This is a genomic window from Aeromicrobium sp. (genome assembly GCF_047606445.1).
Lineage (GTDB): Bacteria > Actinomycetota > Actinomycetes > Propionibacteriales > Nocardioidaceae > Aeromicrobium.
Genome location: NZ_JASGEK010000017.1, coordinates 100957 through 120407, shown reverse-complemented (window position 1 = coordinate 120407; position 19451 = coordinate 100957). Strand labels below are relative to the sequence as shown.

Here is a 19451-nt window from a genome sequence, read left to right as displayed (position 1 = left end):
GGATGTGTTTGTGCGGGATATGCAGTCGGGTGTGACGCGTCTGGTGTCGGCGACCTCGTCGGGCGGGGGCGGCAACGACAGCTCTTACCATTCGTCGGTGTCGGCGGATGGCCGGTATGTGGCGTTCTACTCGGGTGCGTCAGACCTGGTGCCCGGCAAGAGCGGCGGCATCTTCCTCCGCGACCTCGGTGCCCCGTAACCCCTCCCACCCTGATTTCTCCGTGACAGGCCCCTGACATTTCCTGTGGGAGGCCACGGGAGGCCGTCGGCGTCCTCATACTGGGACGCATGAGTTCCTCACGCGTGTCTCGTCGACGTGCGGCCGGGTTGTCCCTGGTCGCCCTGATCGTCACCCTCCTGACGAGCGTGGGGGTCGCGACGGCCGCGCAGGCCGCGGACATGAGCAAGTTCCAGCCGGGCAACATCATTAGCGACGCGGTCTTCTTCAACCCCAACACGATGGGTCAGAACGAGATCCAGAACTTCCTCGACCAGAAGGGCACCGCCTGCTCCGGGTCGATGTGCCTGAAGAACTACGAGACGACCGTCCCGTCCAAGGCCGCCGACGCCTACTGCTCCGGCTACGCCACCGGCGGCACCGAGACCGCCGCGCGCATCATCGACCGCGTCGCGAAATCCTGCACGATCAACCCGCAAGTGCTGCTGGTTATCTTGCAGAAAGAACAAGGCCTCGTCACCAAGACCAACGCCACCGAGGCGGTCTACACGAAGGCCATGGGCTTCCGCTGCACCGACAGCGCGGCCTGCGAGCCGCAGTACGCCGGATTCGGCAACCAGGTCTACCACGCCGCCCGCCGCTTCCAGGAGTACACGAAGAACCCCTCCTTCAATTGGATCAAGGTCGGTCAGGTCAACCAGATCCGCTACCACCCGAACGAGGCCTGCGGGACCGCCCCCGTACACATCGCCAACCAGGCCACCGCCGGGCTCTACTACTACACGCCCTACCAGCCGAACGCCGCCGCGATCCAGGCCGGAGCGGGCACCGGCGACGCCTGCTCCTCCTACGGCAACCGCAACTTCTACCGCTACTTCACCGACTGGTTCGGCAATCCGGGCGGCCCCTTCACCGACGTCCCCCCGTGGCACACCTTCGTCTCGCAGATCACCTGGCTGTCGCAGCAGAAGATCACCAGCGGCTACGCCGACGGCTCCTTCCGTCCCGGACAGCCGGTGCTGCGCGAGCAGATGGCGGCCTTCCTCTACCGTTTCGAACACGATGGCGCGAACCCGACGGCGAGCGGACAACCCAGCGGCTTCACCGACGTCAGCTCGCAGCACGTCTTCAAAGAGCACATCGTCTGGCTGGCGGGCAGCGACATCACCACCGGTTACGCCGACGGCTCCTTCCGTCCCGGACAGCCGGTGCTGCGTGAGCAGATGGCGGCCTTCCTCTACCGGCTGGCCGGATCGCCGCCGGTGACCGACCTGCCGACCACCTCGCCGTTCAAGGACGTCTCGACCCAGCACGAGTTCTACAAGGAGATCGTGTGGATGTCGCGCACCGGCGTCACGACGGGCTATGACGACGGCAGTTTCCGTCCCGGCCAGCCGGTGTTGCGTGAGCAGATGGCCGCCTTCCTGTACCGCGTCGACCAGGAGGGCCTGTGACGTTGCGGGCGTCGAGCTGATCCGCGTGGGCGAGGATCCGGCGAGTGCGTAAGGTGGGCGCCATGTGGGGCATCGCCGTTTCCCTGATCGTCGGACTCACCGCTGGCTTGCTCGCCCGGACGCTCCGCGAGGAAGTGGCCCGATGACGCGGCGGATCCACCTGGTCCGGGCGATCAACGTCGGCGGCACGGCCAAGCTGCCGATGGCCACCTGGCGTGAGATCGCCGCGTCGTTGGGCGCCACCGAGATCTCGACCTATATCGCCTCCGGCAACCTGATCTGTGTGCCGCCCGGCGACCCGAACGAGTTCGACTGCGCCTTGGAGCAGGCCGTCGAGGAGCGCTGCGGCTTCTTCCGCGAGGTCGTCAGCCGCTCCCGCGAGGAGGTTGCGGCGGCGCTCGCGGCGCACCCCTTCGAGGTGGTCCGAGCCGATTTCTCCCACATCACCTTCCTCTCCGCCGAGCCGACGGCCGACGCGATCGCGAAGGCGCGGACCTTCGAGACCGGTGACGACCGCTGGGAGGTCGTCGGACGGGAGATGCACATCCGGTACGCGGATGGCGCCGGACGCCCGCAGATGAAGGACGCCTCCATCGGCCGGGCGCTCGGCGTGGCCGGCACCGCCCGCAACCTCAACACCGTCCAGAAACTCTTGGATCTGACCGCGTGAGCTGATCCGCGGTGAGCGTGCCAGGAGACTGGTTGGATTCCCTTCGACTCAGCTCAGGTGGCGGACCCGGATGGTCTCGGGCATCGCCGCCAGCGCCGTCAGCACGTCCTCGCCGACCTCGGTCGCCACGTCGGTGACCGCGTAGCCGAGTTCGCCGCGCGTGGCCAGCTGCTGGCCGACGATGTTGACGCCGTGCTCGCCGAAGAGCGTGTTGATCCGGGCCAGCACCCCCGGGGCGTTCTGGTGGACGTAGGCCACCCGGTGGCGGCCCTCCTCGGCGCGCAGGTTCATCTCCGGGAAGTTCACGCTCAGCGAGGTGCTGCCGTAGGCGGCGTAGGACCGCAGCTTCGAGGCGACGAAACGGCCGATGTCCTGCTGCGCCTCCTGTGTCGACCCGCCGACGTGCGGCGTCAAGATGAGGTTCGGCAGACCGCGCAAGTCCGACTCGAACGGGTCGCCCTGGCGCTTCGGCTCCACCGGGAACACGTCGATCGCGGCGCCGGCGATGTGCCCGGACTCCAAGTGCTCGCGCAGCGCCGTGGTGTCGACGGCGATGCCGCGCGAGAGGTTGAGGAACATCGCGCGGTCCTTCATCTGCGCGAACTGCTCCTCGCCGAAGAACCCGGCGTTGTTCGGGCGGCCGTCGACGTGCAGCGACACGACGTCGGACTGCGCCAGCAGCTCCTCCAACGTCGCGCAGCGCTGGGCGTTGCCGAGGGCGAGCTTGTCGTCGATGTCGTAGAAGACGACCCGCAGGCCGAGCGCCTCGGCGATCACCGACAGCTGGCTGCCGATATTGCCGTAGCCGACGATGCCGAGGGTGCGGCCGCGCACCTCGTGGCTGCCCTGGGCCGACTTGTTCCACACGCCGCGGTGCATGTCGGTGGACTTCTCGTGCAGGCGGCGGGCCAGCGAGATGATCTCGGCGATGGCCAGCTCGACCACCGAGCGCGTGTTGGAGTAGGGCGCGTTGAACACCGCGATGCCGGCGCGCGAGGCGGCGGCCAGGTCGATCTGGTTGGTGCCGATGCAGAAGGCGCCGACGCCGATCAGGTCGGAGGCGTGCTCCACGACCTTCTCGGTGAGGTAGGTGGTCGAGCGCAGGCCGAGCAGGTGCACGCCCTGGATCGCCTCGATCAGCTCGTCCTCGCCGAGCGCTCCGTCGCGGGTCTCGACCTGGTAGCCCTGGCCGCGCAGGAAGTCGCGGCCGTCGGTGTGGATGTTCTCCAACAGCAGGACGCGGACGTCGCCGTCGTCGAGTCGGCGGGCGGGGGCGGAAGTGTTGTGAGTCATCGTCGTCATCGTCATCTCAGGGGGCCTCTCGGTCAGCGGACTGACTCGTAGGCCCAGGCGAACGGTCCCGATGTCGGTGGTTCGCCGGCTCCCTGGTGGTCTCCCACCTCAACGCCAGTCGCCGACGACCGGGCCAGCTTAACCCGAGACCGCGCTCTTGAACCGCGCCGCCGTTTCCGGTGAGACCGGGACGTCGAGATTCGCGAGCCGCACCTGGCCCTGCGCGACGAGCTTGTCGTCGGTCCCGACGGAGTCCAGATGCCACAGCTGCTGGGTGCGGCCCCGGTGGATCGGCGTGGCGGTGACGGTGATCGTGTCGCCGACCTTCGCCTGACGCAGGAAGTCGGTGGAGTTGTTCGTGCCGACCACGACGCCCTTCTCGCCCAGCCAGATCTGCCCGGCGATGCTGGCCGTCGACTCGTGTACCGCGCAGTAGACGCCGCCGTGCGGGATGCCGAAAGGCTGCAGATGCTGCTCGCCGACGGTGAAGCGGACCACGACACGGTCGGCGGTCAACTCGACGTGCTCGACCCCGAGCAGTCCGTCGAGGCCGGGGATTTTCTCGCTCATGCTGCGAGAGTACGCGGACGGGTTTATCGTCGGAGCTATGAGGGGATTCGGGGCTGTGACCGTGGTCGCCGCGCTCGCGCTCACCGGGTGCGGCGGCGAGAACGTCGAGTGCGCGGCGGAGGTCCGGCGGGCGTGCGCCGACCCCTCACCGGATCCGGACCCCGATCCCAACTCCACCGACGAGGACTTCGTGTTGGGTGTGCAGATCAACCTCGGCACCGCGCTGCAGGCCGCCGAGCTGCCGGAGGACCGCAGCGACGACGACGCGTTGCTGGACCTCGCCGACGAGATGGCGGACGAGCTCGACGACCAGCTCGACGCGATGCGCGACTGGGAGGAGGAGTGGGACTTGGAGCCGGTCGTGTACTCGATCGCCAGCGCCTTCGCCCCTCCGGTGTACCTGGAGCCGGACGGCCGCCTGGAGCAGCTGGAGGAGTCGGAGGGAGCCGACTTCGACGAGCTGTGGATCGAGGTGATGAGCGACTACAGCGCGTCGATCGTCGACCAGGCCGAGGAGGTCGCCGACGACGGCCGCGACCCGGAGCTGGCGGAGTTCGTCCAGGAGATGATCGAGACCCACGAGGCCTGGCTCGAGGAGCTCGACGCCCTAAGCTCGGACGCATGACCTCCGCGCCGATGCCGCCGTCTGCGCCCGCTCAGCCGCCGATGGGGTGGGTGAGCCTGACGATCCAAGGCTCGGTGATGACGTCGAGCATGATCCCGCCGAAGGCGGCGATCAACGGCTATCTCGTGCCGGCGTCCTACGGGTTGAACCAGATCCCGGTGCCGGCGGGCCCTGTCCGTGTCGACCTGTCGGCCCAGTGGATGCGGACCTACGGCCAGGCGAGTCTTGAGTTCCAGTTGGCGGAGGGGCAGAACGTGCCGGTGTTCTACGCCGCGCCGCTGCACCAGTTCACCACCGGGTCGATCGGTTTCGAGCCGGTCAAGCGCAAGGGCGTCGGCGTCTTCGTCGTCATCTTGGCCGCCGCGATCCTCCTGCCGCTCCTCGGGCTGAGTCTCGCGTTCTTCTTGTGAACACAGTCTTCCTGTGACGCAGTGGACCCCCGAACGGGTAGTGACGCTGGCCGAGGCGGAACGGCTGACGGGAGAGTCCGACCCGCGGCTGCTCGGCGAGGGCTGGGACAACACGGTCGTCGCGCATCGGCGTCTCGCGTTCCGGTTCCCGCGTCGCTCCCTCGCGCTCGCCGGGGTCGAGCGGGAGATCGCGTGGCTGCCCCGTCTGGCCGAGCGGTTGCCGTCGCCGGTCCCGGTGCCTGCGACGACGGGGGCGTTCGGCGATCCGCCGTGGCCGTTCTGGGGTCATGAGCTGCTGCCGGGCGAGGAGCTGGCGCGACGACCCGACGTCGACCGGGCGGCGGTGGCCGCACAGCTCGGCGGCTTTCTGCGGACGCTGCACGACCTCCCTCACGACCTCGCCGCGCCGCTGCCCGTCGATCCGAACCGGCGGGCCGACGCGACGGACCGGGCCGCACGGGCGCGCGAGCTACTGGCGGTCCTCGTCGCGGACGGAGTGGTCGAGGGCGACGAGCGACGTGAGGAGTGGTTGGCCCGCGCCGACGCCGCCTCCGTCGAGCGCCGCCCGCTCGTGGTGAGCCACGGCGACCTCTACGCGCGCCATGTGCTGATCGACGGTGACCGGATCACCGGGGTGATCGACTGGGGCGACGTCTGCCTCGCTCCGGCGTCGGTCGACCTGTCGGTGGCGTTCAGCCTGTTCGACGGGGCGGACCGGGAGGCCTTCTGGACGGCGTACGGCGACATCGACCCGCTCACCGAGGTGCGCGCCCGGACGATGGCGGTGTTCAGCGGCGCCGCCTACGCCCACGACCTCGGCGACGACGTCTTGCTCGCCGAAGCGGTTCACGGCCTGGCGCGCGCCGTCGGCTGAGCAGCCGCTTAGCCTGGACCCCATGCCGCGCGGACCACAGGCCACCCATCTGACCGAGGACGAGATCGCGGCCAGGGGCGAGCCCGTGCTCGGCCGGATCGCGTCGCTGCTGCGGCCCTACCGGGGCAAGATCGCGCTGGTCGCGGTCGCCGTGGTCGTCTCGGCCGGACTCACCTCGCTCGTGCCCTTCCTGACCCAGGCGGTCTTCGACAAGGCGCTGTTCCGCCTCGACGGGTCCGGCCCCGACCTGGGGCTGCTCGGCTGGCTCGTCGTCGGCATGAGCGTCATCCCCATCGCCACCGCGCTCATCGGCATCGCGCAGAACTGGCTCACCTCGACCGTCGGCAACTCCGCGATGGCCGATCTGCGCGGCGACCTGTTCGCCCATCTGCAGAAGATGGAGCTGGCCTTCTTCACCGCCACGAAGACCGGCGCCATCCAGTCGCGCCTCGCCAACGACGTCGCGGGCGTGCGCACCGTGCTCACCGACACCGCCACGACGATCCTGCAGAACACCGTCACGGTCACGGCCGCGTTCATCGCGATGGTGCTGCTGTCGTGGCAGTTGACGATCCTCACGCTCGTCGTCATGCCGCTGTTCGTGTGGATCCAGCTCCAGGTCGGCAAGCGGCGGCAGCGGCTCGCCCGGCGCACCCAGGAGAACCTGTCGGAGATGACCGCGATCACCGAGGAGGCGCTCAGCGTCTCGGGCATCCTGCTGTCGAAGGTGTTCAACCGGGCCGACTCCGAGGTGCAGCGGTACCGCGAGGCGAACCGCTTGCAGACGCGGTTGCAGGTCGAGCAGGCGATGACCGGTCGGGCCTTCTTCGCCACGGTCCAGACCTTCTTCGCGATCACGCCTGCGCTGATCTACCTGGTGGCCGGGTACATGCTCACCGGACGGATCCCCGGGGGCGACGACGCGCTGACCGCAGGCACGCTCGTCGCCTTCACCACCCTGCAGGCGCGCTTGCAGATGCCGCTCCTGCAGCTGATGCGGGTGACGCTCGACGTGCAGACCTCGCTGGCGCTGTTCCGGCGCATCTTCGAATACCTCGACCTGGAGCCGGCCATCACCGAGCGTCCCGACGCGGTGGTGCTCGACGCCGAACGGCTGCGCGGCGAGATCGAGTTCCGCGACGTGTCCTTCCGGTATCCGTCGCCGCGTTCGCTGTCGGGGTCTGCGACCAAGGACCGCTTCGAGGAGAGCACCGCCCGGATCGAACGGCCGGAGGGCGCCGCCGAGCCGACCTGGGCGCTGCGCGACGTCTCGTTGCACGTGAAACCAGGACAGCTCGCCGCCATCGTCGGGCCGTCCGGGTCGGGCAAGACCACCGCCACCTACCTCGTGCCGCGCTTCTACGACGTGACCGACGGGTCGGTGCGGATCGACGGCCACGACGTGCGCGACCTGACGCTCGGGTCGCTGGCCGGATGCGTCGGCATGGTCACCCAGGAGCCGTACCTGTTCCACGGGACGATCCGCGACAACCTCGCCTACGCCAAGCCCGACGCCACCGCCGAGGAGATCGTCGAGGCGGCACGCGCCGCGAACATCCACGAGCGCATCCTGTCCTTCGACGAGGGCTACGAGACGATCACCGGCGAGCGCGGCTACCGGCTGTCCGGCGGCGAGAAGCAGCGCCTCGCCATCGCCCGTGTGCTGCTGATGGACCCGCGCGTGCTCATCCTCGACGAGGCGACGTCGGCGCTCGACACCGAGACCGAACGGCTCGTGCAGGAGGCGTTGGAGCGGGCCACGCACAATCGCACGACCATCGCCATCGCGCACCGTCTGTCGACGATCCACAACGCCGACGTCATCTTCGGTCTGGAGGACGGGAAGCTGGTGGAGTCGGGCACGCACAGTGAGCTGCTGGCCGCCGGGGGCCTGTACGCGCGACTGTACGTCGAGCAGTTCGGCGGCGGCGAGATCGAGGCGCGCTTCACCGACGGCGTCCGCTTCGCCGACGGCCGCACCGTCTGCGAACGCCCCAGTCCCCGGCGCGCCGACGTCAGCGTGTGAGCGACGCCCCCGGATAAGCTGGCGGACATGGACGCTTCGGGTCGCACCTATCTGCTGGTCGACGGCGAGAACATCGACGCCACACTGGGCAGCTCGATCCTGGGACGGCGGCCACAGCCGCAGGAGCGTCCGCGCTGGGACCGGGTGCTGTCCTTCGTCGAGCAGCACTGGGGCCAGCCGGTCACCGCACTGTTCTTCCTCGCCGTCAACGGCGACCTGCCGATGCCCTTCGTGCAGGCGCTCACCGCGCGCGGCTATCGGCCGGTGCCGCTGTCGGGAACGCCCGACCAGAAGGTCGTCGACCTCGGCATCCAGCGCACCCTGGAGGAGATCGCCCGCCGCGATGGCGACGTCATGCTGGTCAGCAACGACGGCGACTTCATCCCGCAGATGACGCCGCTCGTCGGCGAACGGCGCACCAGCCTGCTGGCCTTCAACGAGTTCCGCAGCTCCGGCTACACCGAGCTGATCGCGGGCGGCCTGGAGATCCTCGACCTCGAGTACGACGTCGCGGCGTTCAACGAGGAGCTGCCGCGCCTGCGGGTCATCCCCATCGACGAGTTCGACCCCGCCGCCTTCCTCTGACATGCGGACGATGCGCGCGCTGGTCGTCGACGAGGTGCGGGGCGACCCGGAGGTCCGGTCGGTCGACGTGCCGCACGTGCCCGAGGACGGGGTGCTCGTGCGGGTGCGGGCCACGGGTCTGTGCCGCAGCGACTGGCGCGCATGGGCCGGTCACGACGACCTCGCCTTCCCGCACGTGCCCGGACACGAGCTGGCCGGAGAGGTCTTCCAGACCGGCGCGCAGGTGCGGCGCTGGAGCCTGGGCGACCGGGTGACCGTCCCGTTCGTGTGCGGCTGCGGGCGCTGCGCGTGGTGCCGGGCCGGCGACGCGCAGGTGTGCCCCGACCAACGGCAGCCGGGCTTCACCGACTGGGGGTCGTTCGCCGAGTACGTCGTGCTGCACGCCGCCGACGCCAACCTCGTGGCGATCCCTGACGCGATGGACTTCCCCACGGCGGCCGGCCTCGGCTGCCGTTTCGCCACCGCCTACCGGGCGCTGGTCGGCCGTGCCCGGCTGCGCGAGGGCGAGTGGGTGAGTGTGATCGGCGCGGGCGGCGTCGGACTGAGCGTCATCATGATCGCCCGCGCGCTGGGCGCCCGGGTGATCGCGGTGGACCGCACGCCGCAGGCATTGGAGGCGGCGCGGGCGATGGGGGCCGAGCAGGTCGTGGTCGCCGACAGTCCCGACGTCCCGGGCGCGATCCGAGACTTGACCGGACGCGGCGCGCATGTGTCGGTCGACGCGGTCGGCAGCGAGCAGGCCGCCTCCGACGCGATCCTCGGCCTGCGGCGGCGCGGTCGTCACGTGCAGGTCGGCCTGCTGCCGCCGGTGGACGGCCACCCGCGCCTGCCGATGGACCGGGTGATCGCCTGGGAGCTCGACGTGTTCGGCAGCCACGGCATGGCCGCGGCCGACTATCCGGAGATGCTGGCGCTGGTCGAGCAGGGTGCGCTGGAGCCGAAGCGGCTGGTCGAGCGGGTCATCGGCCTGGAGGAGGCCGCCCGCCTGCTCCCCGTCTTCGACCAGATTCCGGTCGCCGGTATGACGGTCGTCGACCCGTCGCTCTCGGCCTAGGCGACCAGTTCGTCGAGGCTCGCCAGGCCTTTCTCGAAGTCGGGGCCGACGAACTTCTCGGGGTTGATCAGAATGCTGAACAGGCGCATGAGCAGGGGCCGGGGGCCGGTCATCGACCAGACGACCTTCGTCCCGTCGCCCTCGGGGGTCAGCGTGAAGACGCTGTGATTGGTGGACTTGAACGGTGTGAGGAAGTCGATGCGGATCTCGACGCGGCGGGGCTCGGCCGCGGTGACGGTCATATGACCCTCGCCGGCCTTCTTATTGCCCTTCCAGTGGTACTCGGCGCCCGCGCCGCTCTCCGCGCCGGAGTACTCGCGCTGGAGGTCGGGGTCGATGCCCTCCCACGGCGACCACCGCTGCCAGGCGCGCAGGTCGGCGATGAGCGGGGCGATGGTCTCGGGGGAGGCGGCGATGACGCGGGACCGTTCGACGGTGAAGGTGGAGGCCATGCTTCAGCCTAACCGCGCTTCTCGATCAACTTCTCGCGCACCCGCACCACGACGAAGGCGACCATCACGACGAGCACCGCCACGATGACGACCTTCTGGAAGACGTCGGCGTACGGCTCGACCTTCTCCCAGTTCTCGCCCAGCCGGTACCCGGCGACGACGAAGATCGAGTTCCAGATCAGGCTGCCCGCGGTCGTCAGCGCGAGGAACAGCCAGAAGCTCATCTTCTCCACGCCGGCCGGCAGCGAGATGACGCTGCGGAAGATCGGCACCATGCGGCCGAAGAACACCGCCTTGGAGCCGTGCTTGGCGAACCACTCCTCGGTCTTCTCCAGGTCGGAGACCTTGAGCAGCGGCGTCTTGTCGAACACCCACACGGCGCGGTCGCGGCCGAACGCCCGGCCCAGCCAGTACAGGGCCACCGCGCCGATCACCGATCCGGCGGTCGTCGCGAACAGCGCGCCCTGGAGCGAGAAGATGTCCTGGCTCGCCGCGAACCCGGCCAGCGGCAGCACGATCTCGCTGGGAATCGGGGGGAAGAGGTTGTCGAGCCCGACGGCGATGGCCGCGCCGAGCAGCCCTAATCTGTCCATCAGATCGACCATGAACCCGGCGAGGCCGTCGATCTCATGCGTCCCGGTCAGGTCGTTGCTGAGCATCACGCCGAAGAGCCTAACGGACCGCCGCCCGGCGACGCGCCCCACGAATCCCGCGAACGCTGGACAGCCACCGGCGCAGATGACAAGATCACGGCGGGGAGGCAACACCCGGATCCACCGCGATCCGGCAACGAGAGGAACATCATGGCCAAGCTCGATCCGTCCGTCGTCGAGGCGCTTCAGTCCGTCACCGACTTCGATGAGACCACGGTCAAGGCGCTCGCGACCCACGGCACCATCGTCAACGTGCCGGCCCGCTGGTCGCTCATGTGGGAGAACACCCCGGCCGACAAGGCGTACATCATCTTGGAGGGCGAGGTCGTGATCCGCAAGGACAACGCCGACATCGCCGAGCTCGGGGCCGGTTCGGTCATCGGCGAGATCGCCCTGGTCAACCACAAGCTGCGCAGCGCGTCGGTGTTCGCGCTGACGCCGCTCAAGGCGCTGCACTTCACCGACGAGGCCATCGCGGGCCTCGTCGCCGAGAACCCGAGCTTCGGCCAGGCCCTCGAGGAGGCCGCCGCCGCGCGCCTCGCGAGTGACTGACGAGGCGGGCGGAGACGCCTTCGACCCGGCCATCGTCATCGAGGTGGCCGGGTCGTACCTGCTCGGCGAGACGCCGAGCCTGACCCGCCGCGAGGTCGCCGAGCGCGCCGAGGTGCCGTTGGAGTGGGCCACCCGGCTGTGGCGCTCGCTCGGCTTCGCGGAGGTCGGCGACGACCGCGCCGCGTTCACCGCCGCCGACGTCGACGCGCTGCGTGCTGTGCGCGAGCTGTTCGAGCAGGACGTCTTCGACCTGGAGTCGCTGCCGGGGCTGACGCGCGCCATGGGCTCGTCCTTCGCCCGGCTGGCCGACTGGCAGAGCCGGATGTTCCTCGGCGTCGGCAGCGGGGAGCCGGCGCCGCTGGAGGCGCTGACCGAGGTCATCCCGCTGGTCGAGAAGGTGCAGTCCTACATCTGGCGGCGGCATCTGGTCGACGCGACGAGCCGCGCCTTGTTGCAGGCCTCCACCGACCCGCTGGCGACGCCGCTGGCGGTGGGCTTCGTCGACATCGTCGGGTACACCAGCCGCAGCCGTCAGCTCAGCACGAGCGAACTCGCCACGATGATCGAGACCTTCGAGCAGACCACCTCGGGCATCGTCGTGGAGGCGGGCGGCCAGGTGGTCAAGACCATCGGCGACGAGGTGTTGTACACGATCGCCGACCCGGTGGCGTCGGCCGAGGTCGCGCTGAACCTGGTGGAGCAGTGCGACCGCGACCCGGCCTATCCGCAGGTGCGGGTCGGCTCGGCCTACGGCACGGTGCTCGCCCGGCTCGGCGACGTGTTCGGCCCGGTCGTCAACATCGCCGCGCGGCTCACCTCCATCGCCCGACCGGGGCGTGTGCTGGTCGACGCCGAGCTGGCGCGCCTGCTGGAGGAGACCGACTTCCGGCTTCGCCGCGCCCCACGGGCCTCGGTCAAGGGCTACGACCACCTGGAGCCCTGGTCGCTCCGACGCCCGAAGAAGCGCTGACTCAGCGCCGGTAGGCGTCGCGGCGATGGTCGACGGAGACGACGACCACCACCAGCCGCCCCTCCTCGATCCGGTAGAGGACGCGGTAGTCGCCGCGCCGGGCCGAGTACAGCGGCGTCAGTGGCTCGCGAAGTGCTTTGCCGACGCGATAGGGGTTCTCCCGCAGCGGGCCGTCGATGAACTCGAACACGGCGGCGGCGACCGTCTCGGGAAGTCCGTGGGTGAGCGCCCGTCGGGCGCTTCTCGTGAGGACGACCTCGAAACGGTCGGTCACCGCGACAGCCTGCCGAGGTCGGCCATCTCGGCGCGGACGTCGTCGAGCGACGACACGCACCCTGCCGCCTCGTCGTCCAGGCCTGAGCGGAGGGCGGCGACCTCGTCGGGACGGCTCAGGACATCGAGCGTCTCCAACAGCGCGTCGAAGTCGTCGGCGGACAGGAGAACCGCCACGCGGTCCCCGTTGCGAGTCACGTCGAAGCGCTCGTGAGTGGTGACCGCGGAGTCGACGAGCGCCGAGAACTTGGCCCGCGCCTCAGCCAGAGGAAGCGTCGTCATGCACAGAATTCTAGCGCGTTCATGGGTGAATCAGAAGAAGTCGCCGGCGGCGGCCGCGTCGGCGGCGGGGGGCGGGGCCTCGTCGCGGGCCATGGGGGTGAAGCGCGAGTAGTGGCCCTGGAAGGTCACCGCGACCTTGACGCCGGCCGGACCCGAGCGGTTCTTGGCGATGATGACGTCGGCCTCGCCGGGGCGGTCGCCGTCGCCGCCGCCGTGCATGTCGGGACGGTGCAGCAGCATGACGACGTCGGCGTCCTGCTCGATCGAGCCGGACTCGCGCAGGTCGGACAGCTGCGGGACCTTGTCGCTGCGAGCCTCCGAGCCGCGGTTGAGCTGGCTGATCGCGACGACCGGGATCTCCAGCTCCTTGGCGAGCAGCTTGATCTGACGGCTGAACTCGCTGACCTCCACCTGACGGTTCTCGACCCGTTTGCCAGAGGTCATGAGCTGGAGGTAGTCGATGACGATCATGCCGAGGCCGTGGTCTTTGGCGATGCGCCGCGCCTTGGAGCGGATCTGCGGCATGGTCATGTTCGGGGAGTCGTCGATGACGATGGGCGCGCCCATGACCCGGGGCATCGCCCGGCTGATGGCGTCCCAGTCGAACTTGTTGACCGTGCCGCCGCGCATATGGCCGATGCTGACCTTCGCCTCGGCCGACAGCAGTCGCATCGCGATCTCGGCGGCGGTCATCTCCAGCGAGAAGATGGCGCACGGGGTGTCGCCCTTGACGGCGGCGGCGCGCACGAAGTCGAGGCCGATGGTGGACTTGCCGACGCCCGGACGGGCCGCGACGACGATCATCTGGCCGGGACGGAAGCCGGTGGTGATCGTGTCGATGTCGGGGAAGCCGGACTCGACGCCGGCCATCTCGCCGTCGCGGCTGGCGATGTCCTCGATCTCCTGGATGGCCAGCGGCATCAACTCGGCCATCGAGCTGTAGTCCTCGGCGCCCCGGTCGCCGTCGACGTCGAGCACGGCGGCCTGCGCCTGGTCGACCAGCTCGGCGACCTCGCCGGTCTGGTCGTAGCCGATCTGCTGGATGCGGGTGCCGACCTCGACGAGGCGGCGCAGCACGGCCTTCTCGTGGACGATGGCGGCGTAGTAGTCGACGCTCGCGGCCGTCGGGACGCCCGCGACGAGCGTGTGCAGATAAGGGGCGCCGCCGATTTTGGCGAGGTCGCCGCGCCGCTGCAGCTCGGCGGCCACGGTGATCGCGTCGGCCGGCTCGCCCCGGCCGTACATGTCGGTGATGACCTCGAAGATCAGCTCGTGCGACGGGCGGTAGAAGTCACGGCCTTGCAGCGTGTCGGCCGCCGGGTCGATGGCGTTCTTGCTCAGCAGCATCGCGCCGAGCACGCTCTGCTCGGCGCCGAGGTCCTGCGGGGGGACGCGCCCGCCGGTGAAGGCGTCCTCGTCGGGCGGCTCGGACGGGTAGACCTCGGTGACGCTCACAGGCGGACTCCTCTCCTCGGGCCGGGCGGTCGGCAGATGCGCTCAGGGTAGGCGCGGGCACGGACATTCCACGGCCACGATGGCTCACCTTAGGCCCCCGAGGCGTTCCGGGTCGAACCGAGATCACCAAGTTATCCACAGGCTGTGTGTGCAACGGGGGAAAACCTGTGCGAAACGCCGAACACGACTGTGCACAGGGTGGGGACAACTCTGTGGATATCCGCGAGAAGCCTCGGTGTCAACACTCTGACCTGCGCAAACGCCGTCCCCATCTGTGGACGGAGTGAATTTCCCACCGCCACTCATCCACAGATGGACATGTCGACAGGCTGCCGGGTCGACTCATTCGACGCGGAAACCGACCTTCGTCCAGTCGATCACGCCGAAACGGCGGGCGGTCAGCCCGACGACCTCCTCGTCGGCCACGACGGCCTGCGGCTCCACGACGAGCGGGATGATCGTCGCGGTCGCCAGCACGGCCTCGTCGTAGGCGCGCGCCGCCGCCCGGAAGGAGTCCGGGTCGGCGGCGGCGAGCAGCGCCGCGCCGGCGTGGGCCACGGCCGGGTCGGCGAGGCCGGTGAAGTTCGACGGCCCGTCGACCGGAGTGGAACGGGCGACGGCCGCCTGCGTCGCGAACGGGTCGCTCGACCACAGGAAGGACACCAGGTCGAAGTCGAGGGCCACGACGACGTCGTCGAAGAAGGTCTCGGCCGGGCGCGGCTCGACGTCGACGTCGACGCCGAGGTCGTCCAGGTCGGCCGCGACGGCCTCGGCGCGCTCGAGGGCGGGCTCATTGCCCTCCGGCACCGGGTAGCGCAGCGTCAGCGGCGCGCCGTCGGAGCCGACCCAACGCCCCTTCGACTCGGTGTAGCCCGCCGAGGCCAAGAGCTCGGTCGCCGCGTCGAGGTCGTGACCCAGTACATCGGAGGCAGTGTCGGCATAGCCCTGCTGGCCGGGCACGGCGACCACGCTCCCGGCTGCGGCCGCCTTCGACCCGACCGCGTCGGCCAACGCCTGTCGGTCGACCGCCCGGGCCACCGCCTGTCGCACGGCCGGGTGGGCGAGCGGTCCGCGTCCGGCGTTGAGGGTCAGGTGGCTCCACTCGCGCCCGGGCGAGACCGAGAGGGTCACCCCGTCGCGGTCGGCGAACTCGGTGATCGCGGTGGGCGGCAGGTCGATCGCGTCGAGGTCGCCCTCGGCGAAGGCCGTCGCCTGCCGGTCGGCGTCCATGACCGAGAACTCGACACCGTCGAGCGTCGGCTCCTCGCCCCACCAGTGGGGGTGGCGGCCGAGGGTCACGACGCCCTTCTCCCGGTCGACGGACTCGACGGCGAACGGTCCGCTCGTCGGCGGGGCCCCGGTGGAGAAGTCGTTGTACAGCTCGGCGGCGGTCGCCTCGGACGGCAGCCCCGGATAGACCAGCGCGGGCCAGTCGGCGGTCGGGGCGTTGAAGCGCACCGCGTACGTCCACGCGTCGGCCCCCGGATCGACGCCCGCGACCGCGCGCCACGGCTCGCCGTCGCTGGGCAGCTGTCCGCCCGCGCCGGTCTGCGCCGCGACGAAGGCCTGCATGTCGGCCGTGTCGATGGGCGTGCCGTCGGACCACACGGCGTCGGGGTTGAGCCGCACCGTCACGGTGAACGGCTCGGTCGCGGTGATCTCGACCGACTCCGCGTACCGCTCGTCGACGTCCCAGGAGCCGTCGTCGGCGAGCCGCACCGCGGAGCCCCGTGTCGGTTCCAGGAGCGTCTGCAGGGCCGGTGACGGCGTCGCCCGGTACGGGTTGAACGACTCCGGCAGCTCGCTCACCGCGAGCCGGAGCGTGCCTCCGTCGCGAAGCTCGACCGGCTCGTCCCCGCCACCACAGGAGGCGAGCAGGAGGAGGCCGGCGGCGCCGACGGCCAGACGACTGCGTGCCCAGATCATTCCGGGCATGCTACCGGCCGTGGCTGAGGCCGTTCTCAGCTGCGAGAGGCCCGCGTCATGAGGGTCATCCGGTAGCGGGTCAGCGCCAGGTGGCCCACCGCGCCGAGCGACGCGAGGACCCCGACGGCGATCGCCAGCCAGGTCGGCACGACGACGCCCTGGGTCAGGGAGGCGGCGTCGAGAGCGGCCCGCGTGGTGTCGTCGGCGGTCGTGACGTCGCCGTCGGCGGAGGGGACGGAGGCGGCCGGGGCGAACGGGTCGCCGCCCGGCGCGGCCGCGAGGCTCGATGTCGCGCCGTCGCCGGAAGCGGCGGCGGACGATCCGCCCGAGGACGGCGCCGCGCTGGCGGGAGAGCCGGACGCGGCGCCGCTGGTGACCGGGATCGCCGCGATGATGCCGGGGTTCGAGTCGCTGAGCCAGCAGGCGAGGTCGAGCGTGTACGTGCCGAGCGAGCCCGAGGCGACGGCCCGGCCCGTGAAGGCGATGGTGTCGGGCATGGCGGTCTCGGGGGCCTTGGCGCGCATCGGATTGGCCATCACGTTGTTGCGCGGCAACGCCAGCGTGACGCTGCCGCCGACGGTGCGCGGCGCGGTGAGGCTCGGGAAGGAGATCGCGCCTCGGACCAGGAAAGGGTTGCCGACCGCTTGCCGGGGCGTCTGCCAGCGGTCGGCGCGATGGATCGACTGGCCGTTGTTCATGCCGACGCCGACCGAGACGGTGTCGGAGTAGCCCTCGACGGTGTCGATCAGGCCGTTCATCTGGGAACGGAGTTCCTCGGAGAACTGGAGGGTGAGGGCGCCGCGCAGCGGGATTCTCTGCCCGGGCGACACGGCCGTGGGAACCTTCAGCCCCATCGACACGGTGACGTCGAGGATGTTCGCCTGACCGCCGAAACCGTACGCCTCCTGGCCGTCGAACATCATGGCGCACTGGTAGCCGGCCTGGTCGGCGACCTCGCGCTCGGCGGATGCCGCCGGGGCGGCCAGGGTGGCGGTGGTCGCCGCCATGGTGGCCGCCAGCAGAAGCCGGGTCGTCCGTCCGCGTGCCATCAGGTCAGTCCTTCAGCATCAGGCCGAGGCGGAAGCGGGTGAGGGCGAGGTAGGCGATGGAGCCGATGATCGCGATGACGCCGACGGTCGCCAGCAGCCAGAGCGGGACTTTGACGCCCTGGCCGAGGGCCACCCCGGTCGCGGTGCTCTGGGCGTCGGCGGCGGTGGTTCCGTCCTCGCCCTCGGCGAGCGTGCCGTCCTCGGCGGCGGCTGCTGCGGCGGCGAACGGGTCGTCCGGATTGGACCCGGCGGCCGTGCTGCTGCTCGAGGTACCGCTCCCGGCCGATCCCGAGGTCCCGCCGACGCTGCCGCTGGTGCCGCTCGTGCTGCTCCCGCTGCTGCCCGAGGCGCTGACGGGGATCTGGGCGATGATGCCGGCGGTGGGCTGCTTCAACCAGCAGGCGAGGTCGTAGGAGTAGGTGCCCATCGCGCCCGACGCCTGGGCGCGGCCGGTGAACGCCACGATGTCGGGCATCTGGTTGCCGTTCTTGGTGGCCCGGGCTTTCAAGGGGTTCTTCACCACGTTGTTCTGGGGCAGGCCGATCTTCACGACGCCGCTGGCGTTCGAGGGCACCGTGAAACTCGGGAAGCCGATGGCGCCCTTGACGACGAACGGGTTGCCGACCTTCTGCCGAGGGGTCTGCCAGCGGTCCGCGTTGTGGATGTCCGTGCCGCCGTTGACGCCGAGGGTCACCGAGGCGGTGTCGGAGTAGGCCTCGACGGTGTCCAGGAAGCCCTCCATCGACTGACGCAGGTCCTCGGGCATCTGCAGGGCGAGCACGCCGTTGAGCGGTACCCGTTGTCCGGGGGCGACCGATTCCGGCACCTGCAACTGCATCGACGCGGTGACCGTCCAGATGCCGGCCTCGCCGGCGACCTGGGTGTTCTCCTGGCCGTCGAACATCGCGGCGCACTCGTAGGCCGCCTGGGCCGTGGCGGTGCGGGCCTCGGCGTCCGACGAGGGGCCGACGGCGAACATCGCGGCCAGTCCGAGGGCGGTCAGCGCGGGGAGGGAACGGACGGGGGCGAGTTTCATGGGACTCTCCTTCCTCAGTCGGCGAACCGGGCGCGCACGTCGCCGCTGGCGATCTGGGCGAGCATGGTGCGGGTGCGCAGGTGCAGGGCATAGCCGACGATGGCCGCCGGGATCAGGGCGATCAACAGCACGATCAGCCAGGCGGGGATGAGGATGCCGCCGATCTTGGTGTGCTGCGGCAGGCCGGGGAAGGCGCTCGCGATGGCGTCGTTGACGCCGGCGGGCGCCTCGTCCGCGAGCGCCGGGGCGTCCAGCGCGGCATCGACGTCCAGGTCTGCCGACACGGCGGCGGACGTGTTCAGAGACGTGTTCAGGGAGGCGTTGTCGACGAGCGCGGCCACCTCGGCGACCGTCTCCGGCGAGATGTTCTCGACGCCGGCGGCGGTGCCCGCTCCGGCGGAGACCGGAAGCCGCACGAGCGCGGCGGCGGCCTGGTCGGCGTCGACGCCGCAGGCGACCTTGCGCGTCGTGGCCGGGACGAAGGTGGCGTACGTGTAGGCCTGGCTGACGACGGCGGTGAAGGCGACCTTCTCCGGGCTCGTCGACACGGTGTTCTCCACTCGTTCGCCGGTCGGCATCATGAAGGTCACCTCCTCGCTGTCGTCCGGCACGGTGTACTCCTCCAGCGTGAAAGGAGTGGAGATGGTCATGCCGGTGCTGTCGGTGGGAGGGGTGGCCGGGGTGGACTCGATCTCGTCGAGCGCCAGCAGTTGCTCGTCGTCGCCGGAGACCGCGACGACGCCGAAGGTGGTCTCGTCGAGTGCGAACTCCTGGGCCAGGCTGGTGCCGACCATCGACCAGGTGGTGGTCGAGGTGAATCCCAGGTCGAGCCGGCCGGAGAGCGTCACTTTGTCTCCGGTCTTCGCGTCCTCGGGGACGTCCTCGACGTACACCGAGACGCGTACGGCGTCGGCGCTGGCGTTCTCGATCAAGCAGTCGTAGTCGGCGGTGATGCCGAGCAGCGAGTCGTCGTCGGCCGAGGCCGGAGCCGTGCCGCTCAGCGCGACCACGGCGGTCAGGACGGTCGCGGAGACCGAGGCGAGTGTTCTCTTCATGATTCCCTC

Annotated in this window: 22 protein-coding genes and 1 riboswitch; of the genes, 11 read left to right on the top strand and 11 right to left on the bottom strand. The window is 70.1% G+C overall.

The annotated features are described in order from the left end of the window. From QM621_RS04800 to QM621_RS04790, 3 genes are all read left to right on the top strand, one after another. The coding region (locus tag QM621_RS04800) for a hypothetical protein (RefSeq protein ID WP_414989219.1) at positions 1-199 on the top strand (199 nt) is incomplete at its 5' end. Positions 200-288: 89 nt separating this feature from the next. After that, a complete protein-coding gene (locus QM621_RS04795) occupies positions 289-1632 on the top strand; it encodes an S-layer homology domain-containing protein (RefSeq protein ID WP_414989218.1) in 1344 nt (447 codons plus the stop codon). A 142-nt stretch (positions 1633-1774) separates the two neighbouring features. Continuing rightward, positions 1775-2302, top strand: a complete 528-nt coding sequence (locus tag QM621_RS04790) for a DUF1697 domain-containing protein (RefSeq protein WP_414989217.1) — start codon at positions 1775-1777, stop codon at positions 2300-2302. A 48-nt stretch (positions 2303-2350) separates the two neighbouring features. Here the strand turns inward: QM621_RS04790 and serA are convergent, their stop codons facing one another. Together serA and QM621_RS04780 are read right to left on the bottom strand one after the other, a co-directional pair. Further along, entirely contained in the window at positions 2351-3595 is a 1245-nt protein-coding gene (gene serA / locus QM621_RS04785; protein ID WP_414989216.1) for a phosphoglycerate dehydrogenase, read from the bottom strand. Between the two features lie 44 nt (positions 3596-3639). Further along, positions 3640-3727: riboswitch (ZMP/ZTP riboswitch) on the bottom strand. A gap of 6 nt (positions 3728-3733) precedes the next feature. Then, on the bottom strand, positions 3734-4165 hold the full coding sequence (locus QM621_RS04780) for a PaaI family thioesterase (RefSeq protein WP_414989215.1): 432 nt from the start codon (positions 4163-4165) through the stop codon (positions 3734-3736). A gap of 37 nt (positions 4166-4202) precedes the next feature. Here QM621_RS04780 and QM621_RS04775 point away from each other — a divergent pair, with 37 nt between their 5' ends. The 6 genes from QM621_RS04775 to QM621_RS04750 are packed head-to-tail and all read left to right on the top strand — an operon-like array spanning position 4203 to position 9739. After that, positions 4203-4790, top strand: coding sequence for a DUF305 domain-containing protein (locus tag QM621_RS04775; protein WP_414989214.1), 588 nt, complete (start codon positions 4203-4205; stop codon positions 4788-4790). After that, on the top strand, positions 4787-5200 hold the full coding sequence (locus QM621_RS04770) for a hypothetical protein (RefSeq protein ID WP_414989213.1): 414 nt from the start codon (positions 4787-4789) through the stop codon (positions 5198-5200). Before QM621_RS04775 ends, QM621_RS04770 begins: the two co-directional genes overlap by 4 nt. Positions 5201-5213: 13 nt before the next feature. Further along, on the top strand, positions 5214-6074 hold the full coding sequence (locus tag QM621_RS04765; protein WP_414989212.1) for a phosphotransferase: 861 nt from the start codon (positions 5214-5216) through the stop codon (positions 6072-6074). A 22-nt stretch (positions 6075-6096) separates the two neighbouring features. After that, positions 6097-8100, top strand: coding sequence for an ABC transporter ATP-binding protein (locus QM621_RS04760; protein WP_414989211.1), 2004 nt, complete (start codon positions 6097-6099; stop codon positions 8098-8100). 27 nt (positions 8101-8127) lie between these two features. Then, positions 8128-8685 carry an NYN domain-containing protein gene (locus tag QM621_RS04755; RefSeq protein ID WP_414989210.1) on the top strand — a complete coding sequence of 186 codons (558 nt, stop codon included), beginning with the start codon at positions 8128-8130 and terminating at the stop codon, positions 8683-8685. Between the two features lie 10 nt (positions 8686-8695). Then, positions 8696-9739: a zinc-dependent alcohol dehydrogenase family protein gene (locus QM621_RS04750; protein ID WP_414989209.1), complete on the top strand. Its 1044-nt coding sequence runs from the start codon at positions 8696-8698 to the stop codon at positions 9737-9739. Here QM621_RS04750 and QM621_RS04745 read toward each other — a convergent pair. Further along, positions 9736-10191, bottom strand: coding sequence for an SRPBCC family protein (locus tag QM621_RS04745; RefSeq protein WP_414989208.1), 456 nt, complete (start codon positions 10189-10191; stop codon positions 9736-9738). The two genes, QM621_RS04750 and QM621_RS04745, sit on opposite strands and share 4 nt — an antisense overlap. Positions 10192-10199: 8 nt before the next feature. Next, positions 10200-10850 carry a DedA family protein gene (locus QM621_RS04740; protein ID WP_414989224.1) on the bottom strand — a complete coding sequence of 217 codons (651 nt, stop codon included), beginning with the start codon at positions 10848-10850 and terminating at the stop codon, positions 10200-10202. Positions 10851-10994: 144 nt separating this feature from the next. Between QM621_RS04740 and QM621_RS04735 the strand changes: the two genes are divergently transcribed. Further along, on the top strand, positions 10995-11396 hold the full coding sequence (locus tag QM621_RS04735; protein ID WP_414989207.1) for a Crp/Fnr family transcriptional regulator: 402 nt from the start codon (positions 10995-10997) through the stop codon (positions 11394-11396). Next, on the top strand, positions 11389-12366 hold the full coding sequence (locus tag QM621_RS04730) for an adenylate/guanylate cyclase domain-containing protein (protein WP_414989206.1): 978 nt from the start codon (positions 11389-11391) through the stop codon (positions 12364-12366). The genes QM621_RS04735 and QM621_RS04730 overlap by 8 nt, the downstream gene beginning before the upstream one ends. A gap of 1 nt (position 12367) precedes the next feature. On the opposite strand, the gene QM621_RS04725 is transcribed toward QM621_RS04730, so the two are convergent. The 7 genes from QM621_RS04725 to QM621_RS04695 all read right to left on the bottom strand — a co-directional run bounded on the left by QM621_RS04725 (position 12368) and on the right by QM621_RS04695 (position 19442). Beyond that, positions 12368-12640: a type II toxin-antitoxin system RelE family toxin gene (locus QM621_RS04725; protein ID WP_414989205.1), complete on the bottom strand. Its 273-nt coding sequence runs from the start codon at positions 12638-12640 to the stop codon at positions 12368-12370. Continuing rightward, entirely contained in the window at positions 12637-12921 is a 285-nt protein-coding gene (locus QM621_RS04720) for a type II toxin-antitoxin system Phd/YefM family antitoxin (protein WP_414989204.1), read from the bottom strand. Before QM621_RS04720 ends, QM621_RS04725 begins: the two co-directional genes overlap by 4 nt. A gap of 30 nt (positions 12922-12951) precedes the next feature. Beyond that, positions 12952-14376: a replicative DNA helicase gene (gene dnaB / locus QM621_RS04715; protein ID WP_414989203.1), complete on the bottom strand. Its 1425-nt coding sequence runs from the start codon at positions 14374-14376 to the stop codon at positions 12952-12954. 342 nt (positions 14377-14718) lie between these two features. After that, positions 14719-16302, bottom strand: coding sequence for an ABC transporter substrate-binding protein (locus QM621_RS04710; RefSeq protein ID WP_414989202.1), 1584 nt, complete (start codon positions 16300-16302; stop codon positions 14719-14721). 35 nt (positions 16303-16337) lie between these two features. Then, the gene (locus QM621_RS04705) at positions 16338-17351 is read right to left on the bottom strand and encodes a DUF6801 domain-containing protein (protein WP_414989201.1); all 1014 of its coding nucleotides are present in this window, start codon (positions 17349-17351) and stop codon (positions 16338-16340) included. Positions 17352-17355: 4 nt separating this feature from the next. Further along, on the bottom strand, positions 17356-18387 hold the full coding sequence (locus QM621_RS04700) for a DUF6801 domain-containing protein (protein ID WP_414989200.1): 1032 nt from the start codon (positions 18385-18387) through the stop codon (positions 17356-17358). A gap of 14 nt (positions 18388-18401) precedes the next feature. After that, positions 18402-19442: a hypothetical protein gene (locus QM621_RS04695; protein WP_414989199.1), complete on the bottom strand. Its 1041-nt coding sequence runs from the start codon at positions 19440-19442 to the stop codon at positions 18402-18404. Positions 19443-19451 lie beyond the last annotated feature (9 nt).

Bases quoted from the DNA above. Each gene is read 5' to 3' on its own strand.
- QM621_RS04760 (WP_414989211.1), top strand. From the start codon at position 6,097: ATGCCGCGCGGACCACAGGCCACCCATCTGACCGAGGACGAGATCGCG.
- QM621_RS04695 (WP_414989199.1), bottom strand. From the start codon at position 19,442: ATGAAGAGAACACTCGCCTCGGTCTCCGCGACCGTCCTGACCGCCGTG.
- QM621_RS04795 (WP_414989218.1), top strand. From the start codon at position 289: ATGAGTTCCTCACGCGTGTCTCGTCGACGTGCGGCCGGGTTGTCCCTG.
- QM621_RS04735 (WP_414989207.1), top strand. From the start codon at position 10,995: ATGGCCAAGCTCGATCCGTCCGTCGTCGAGGCGCTTCAGTCCGTCACC.
- QM621_RS04790 (WP_414989217.1), top strand. From the start codon at position 1,775: ATGACGCGGCGGATCCACCTGGTCCGGGCGATCAACGTCGGCGGCACG.
- QM621_RS04700 (WP_414989200.1), bottom strand. From the start codon at position 18,387: ATGAAACTCGCCCCCGTCCGTTCCCTCCCCGCGCTGACCGCCCTCGGA.
- QM621_RS04770 (WP_414989213.1), top strand. From the start codon at position 4,787: ATGACCTCCGCGCCGATGCCGCCGTCTGCGCCCGCTCAGCCGCCGATG.
- QM621_RS04780 (WP_414989215.1), bottom strand. From the start codon at position 4,165: ATGAGCGAGAAAATCCCCGGCCTCGACGGACTGCTCGGGGTCGAGCAC.
- QM621_RS04750 (WP_414989209.1), top strand. From the start codon at position 8,696: ATGCGCGCGCTGGTCGTCGACGAGGTGCGGGGCGACCCGGAGGTCCGG.
- QM621_RS04705 (WP_414989201.1), bottom strand. From the start codon at position 17,351: ATGGCACGCGGACGGACGACCCGGCTTCTGCTGGCGGCCACCATGGCG.
- QM621_RS04710 (WP_414989202.1), bottom strand. From the start codon at position 16,302: ATGATCTGGGCACGCAGTCGTCTGGCCGTCGGCGCCGCCGGCCTCCTC.
- QM621_RS04745 (WP_414989208.1), bottom strand. From the start codon at position 10,191: ATGGCCTCCACCTTCACCGTCGAACGGTCCCGCGTCATCGCCGCCTCC.
- QM621_RS04755 (WP_414989210.1), top strand. From the start codon at position 8,128: ATGGACGCTTCGGGTCGCACCTATCTGCTGGTCGACGGCGAGAACATC.
- QM621_RS04740 (WP_414989224.1), bottom strand. From the start codon at position 10,850: ATGCTCAGCAACGACCTGACCGGGACGCATGAGATCGACGGCCTCGCC.
- QM621_RS04775 (WP_414989214.1), top strand. From the start codon at position 4,203: ATGAGGGGATTCGGGGCTGTGACCGTGGTCGCCGCGCTCGCGCTCACC.
- QM621_RS04720 (WP_414989204.1), bottom strand. From the start codon at position 12,921: ATGACGACGCTTCCTCTGGCTGAGGCGCGGGCCAAGTTCTCGGCGCTC.
- serA (WP_414989216.1), bottom strand. From the start codon at position 3,595: ATGACTCACAACACTTCCGCCCCCGCCCGCCGACTCGACGACGGCGAC.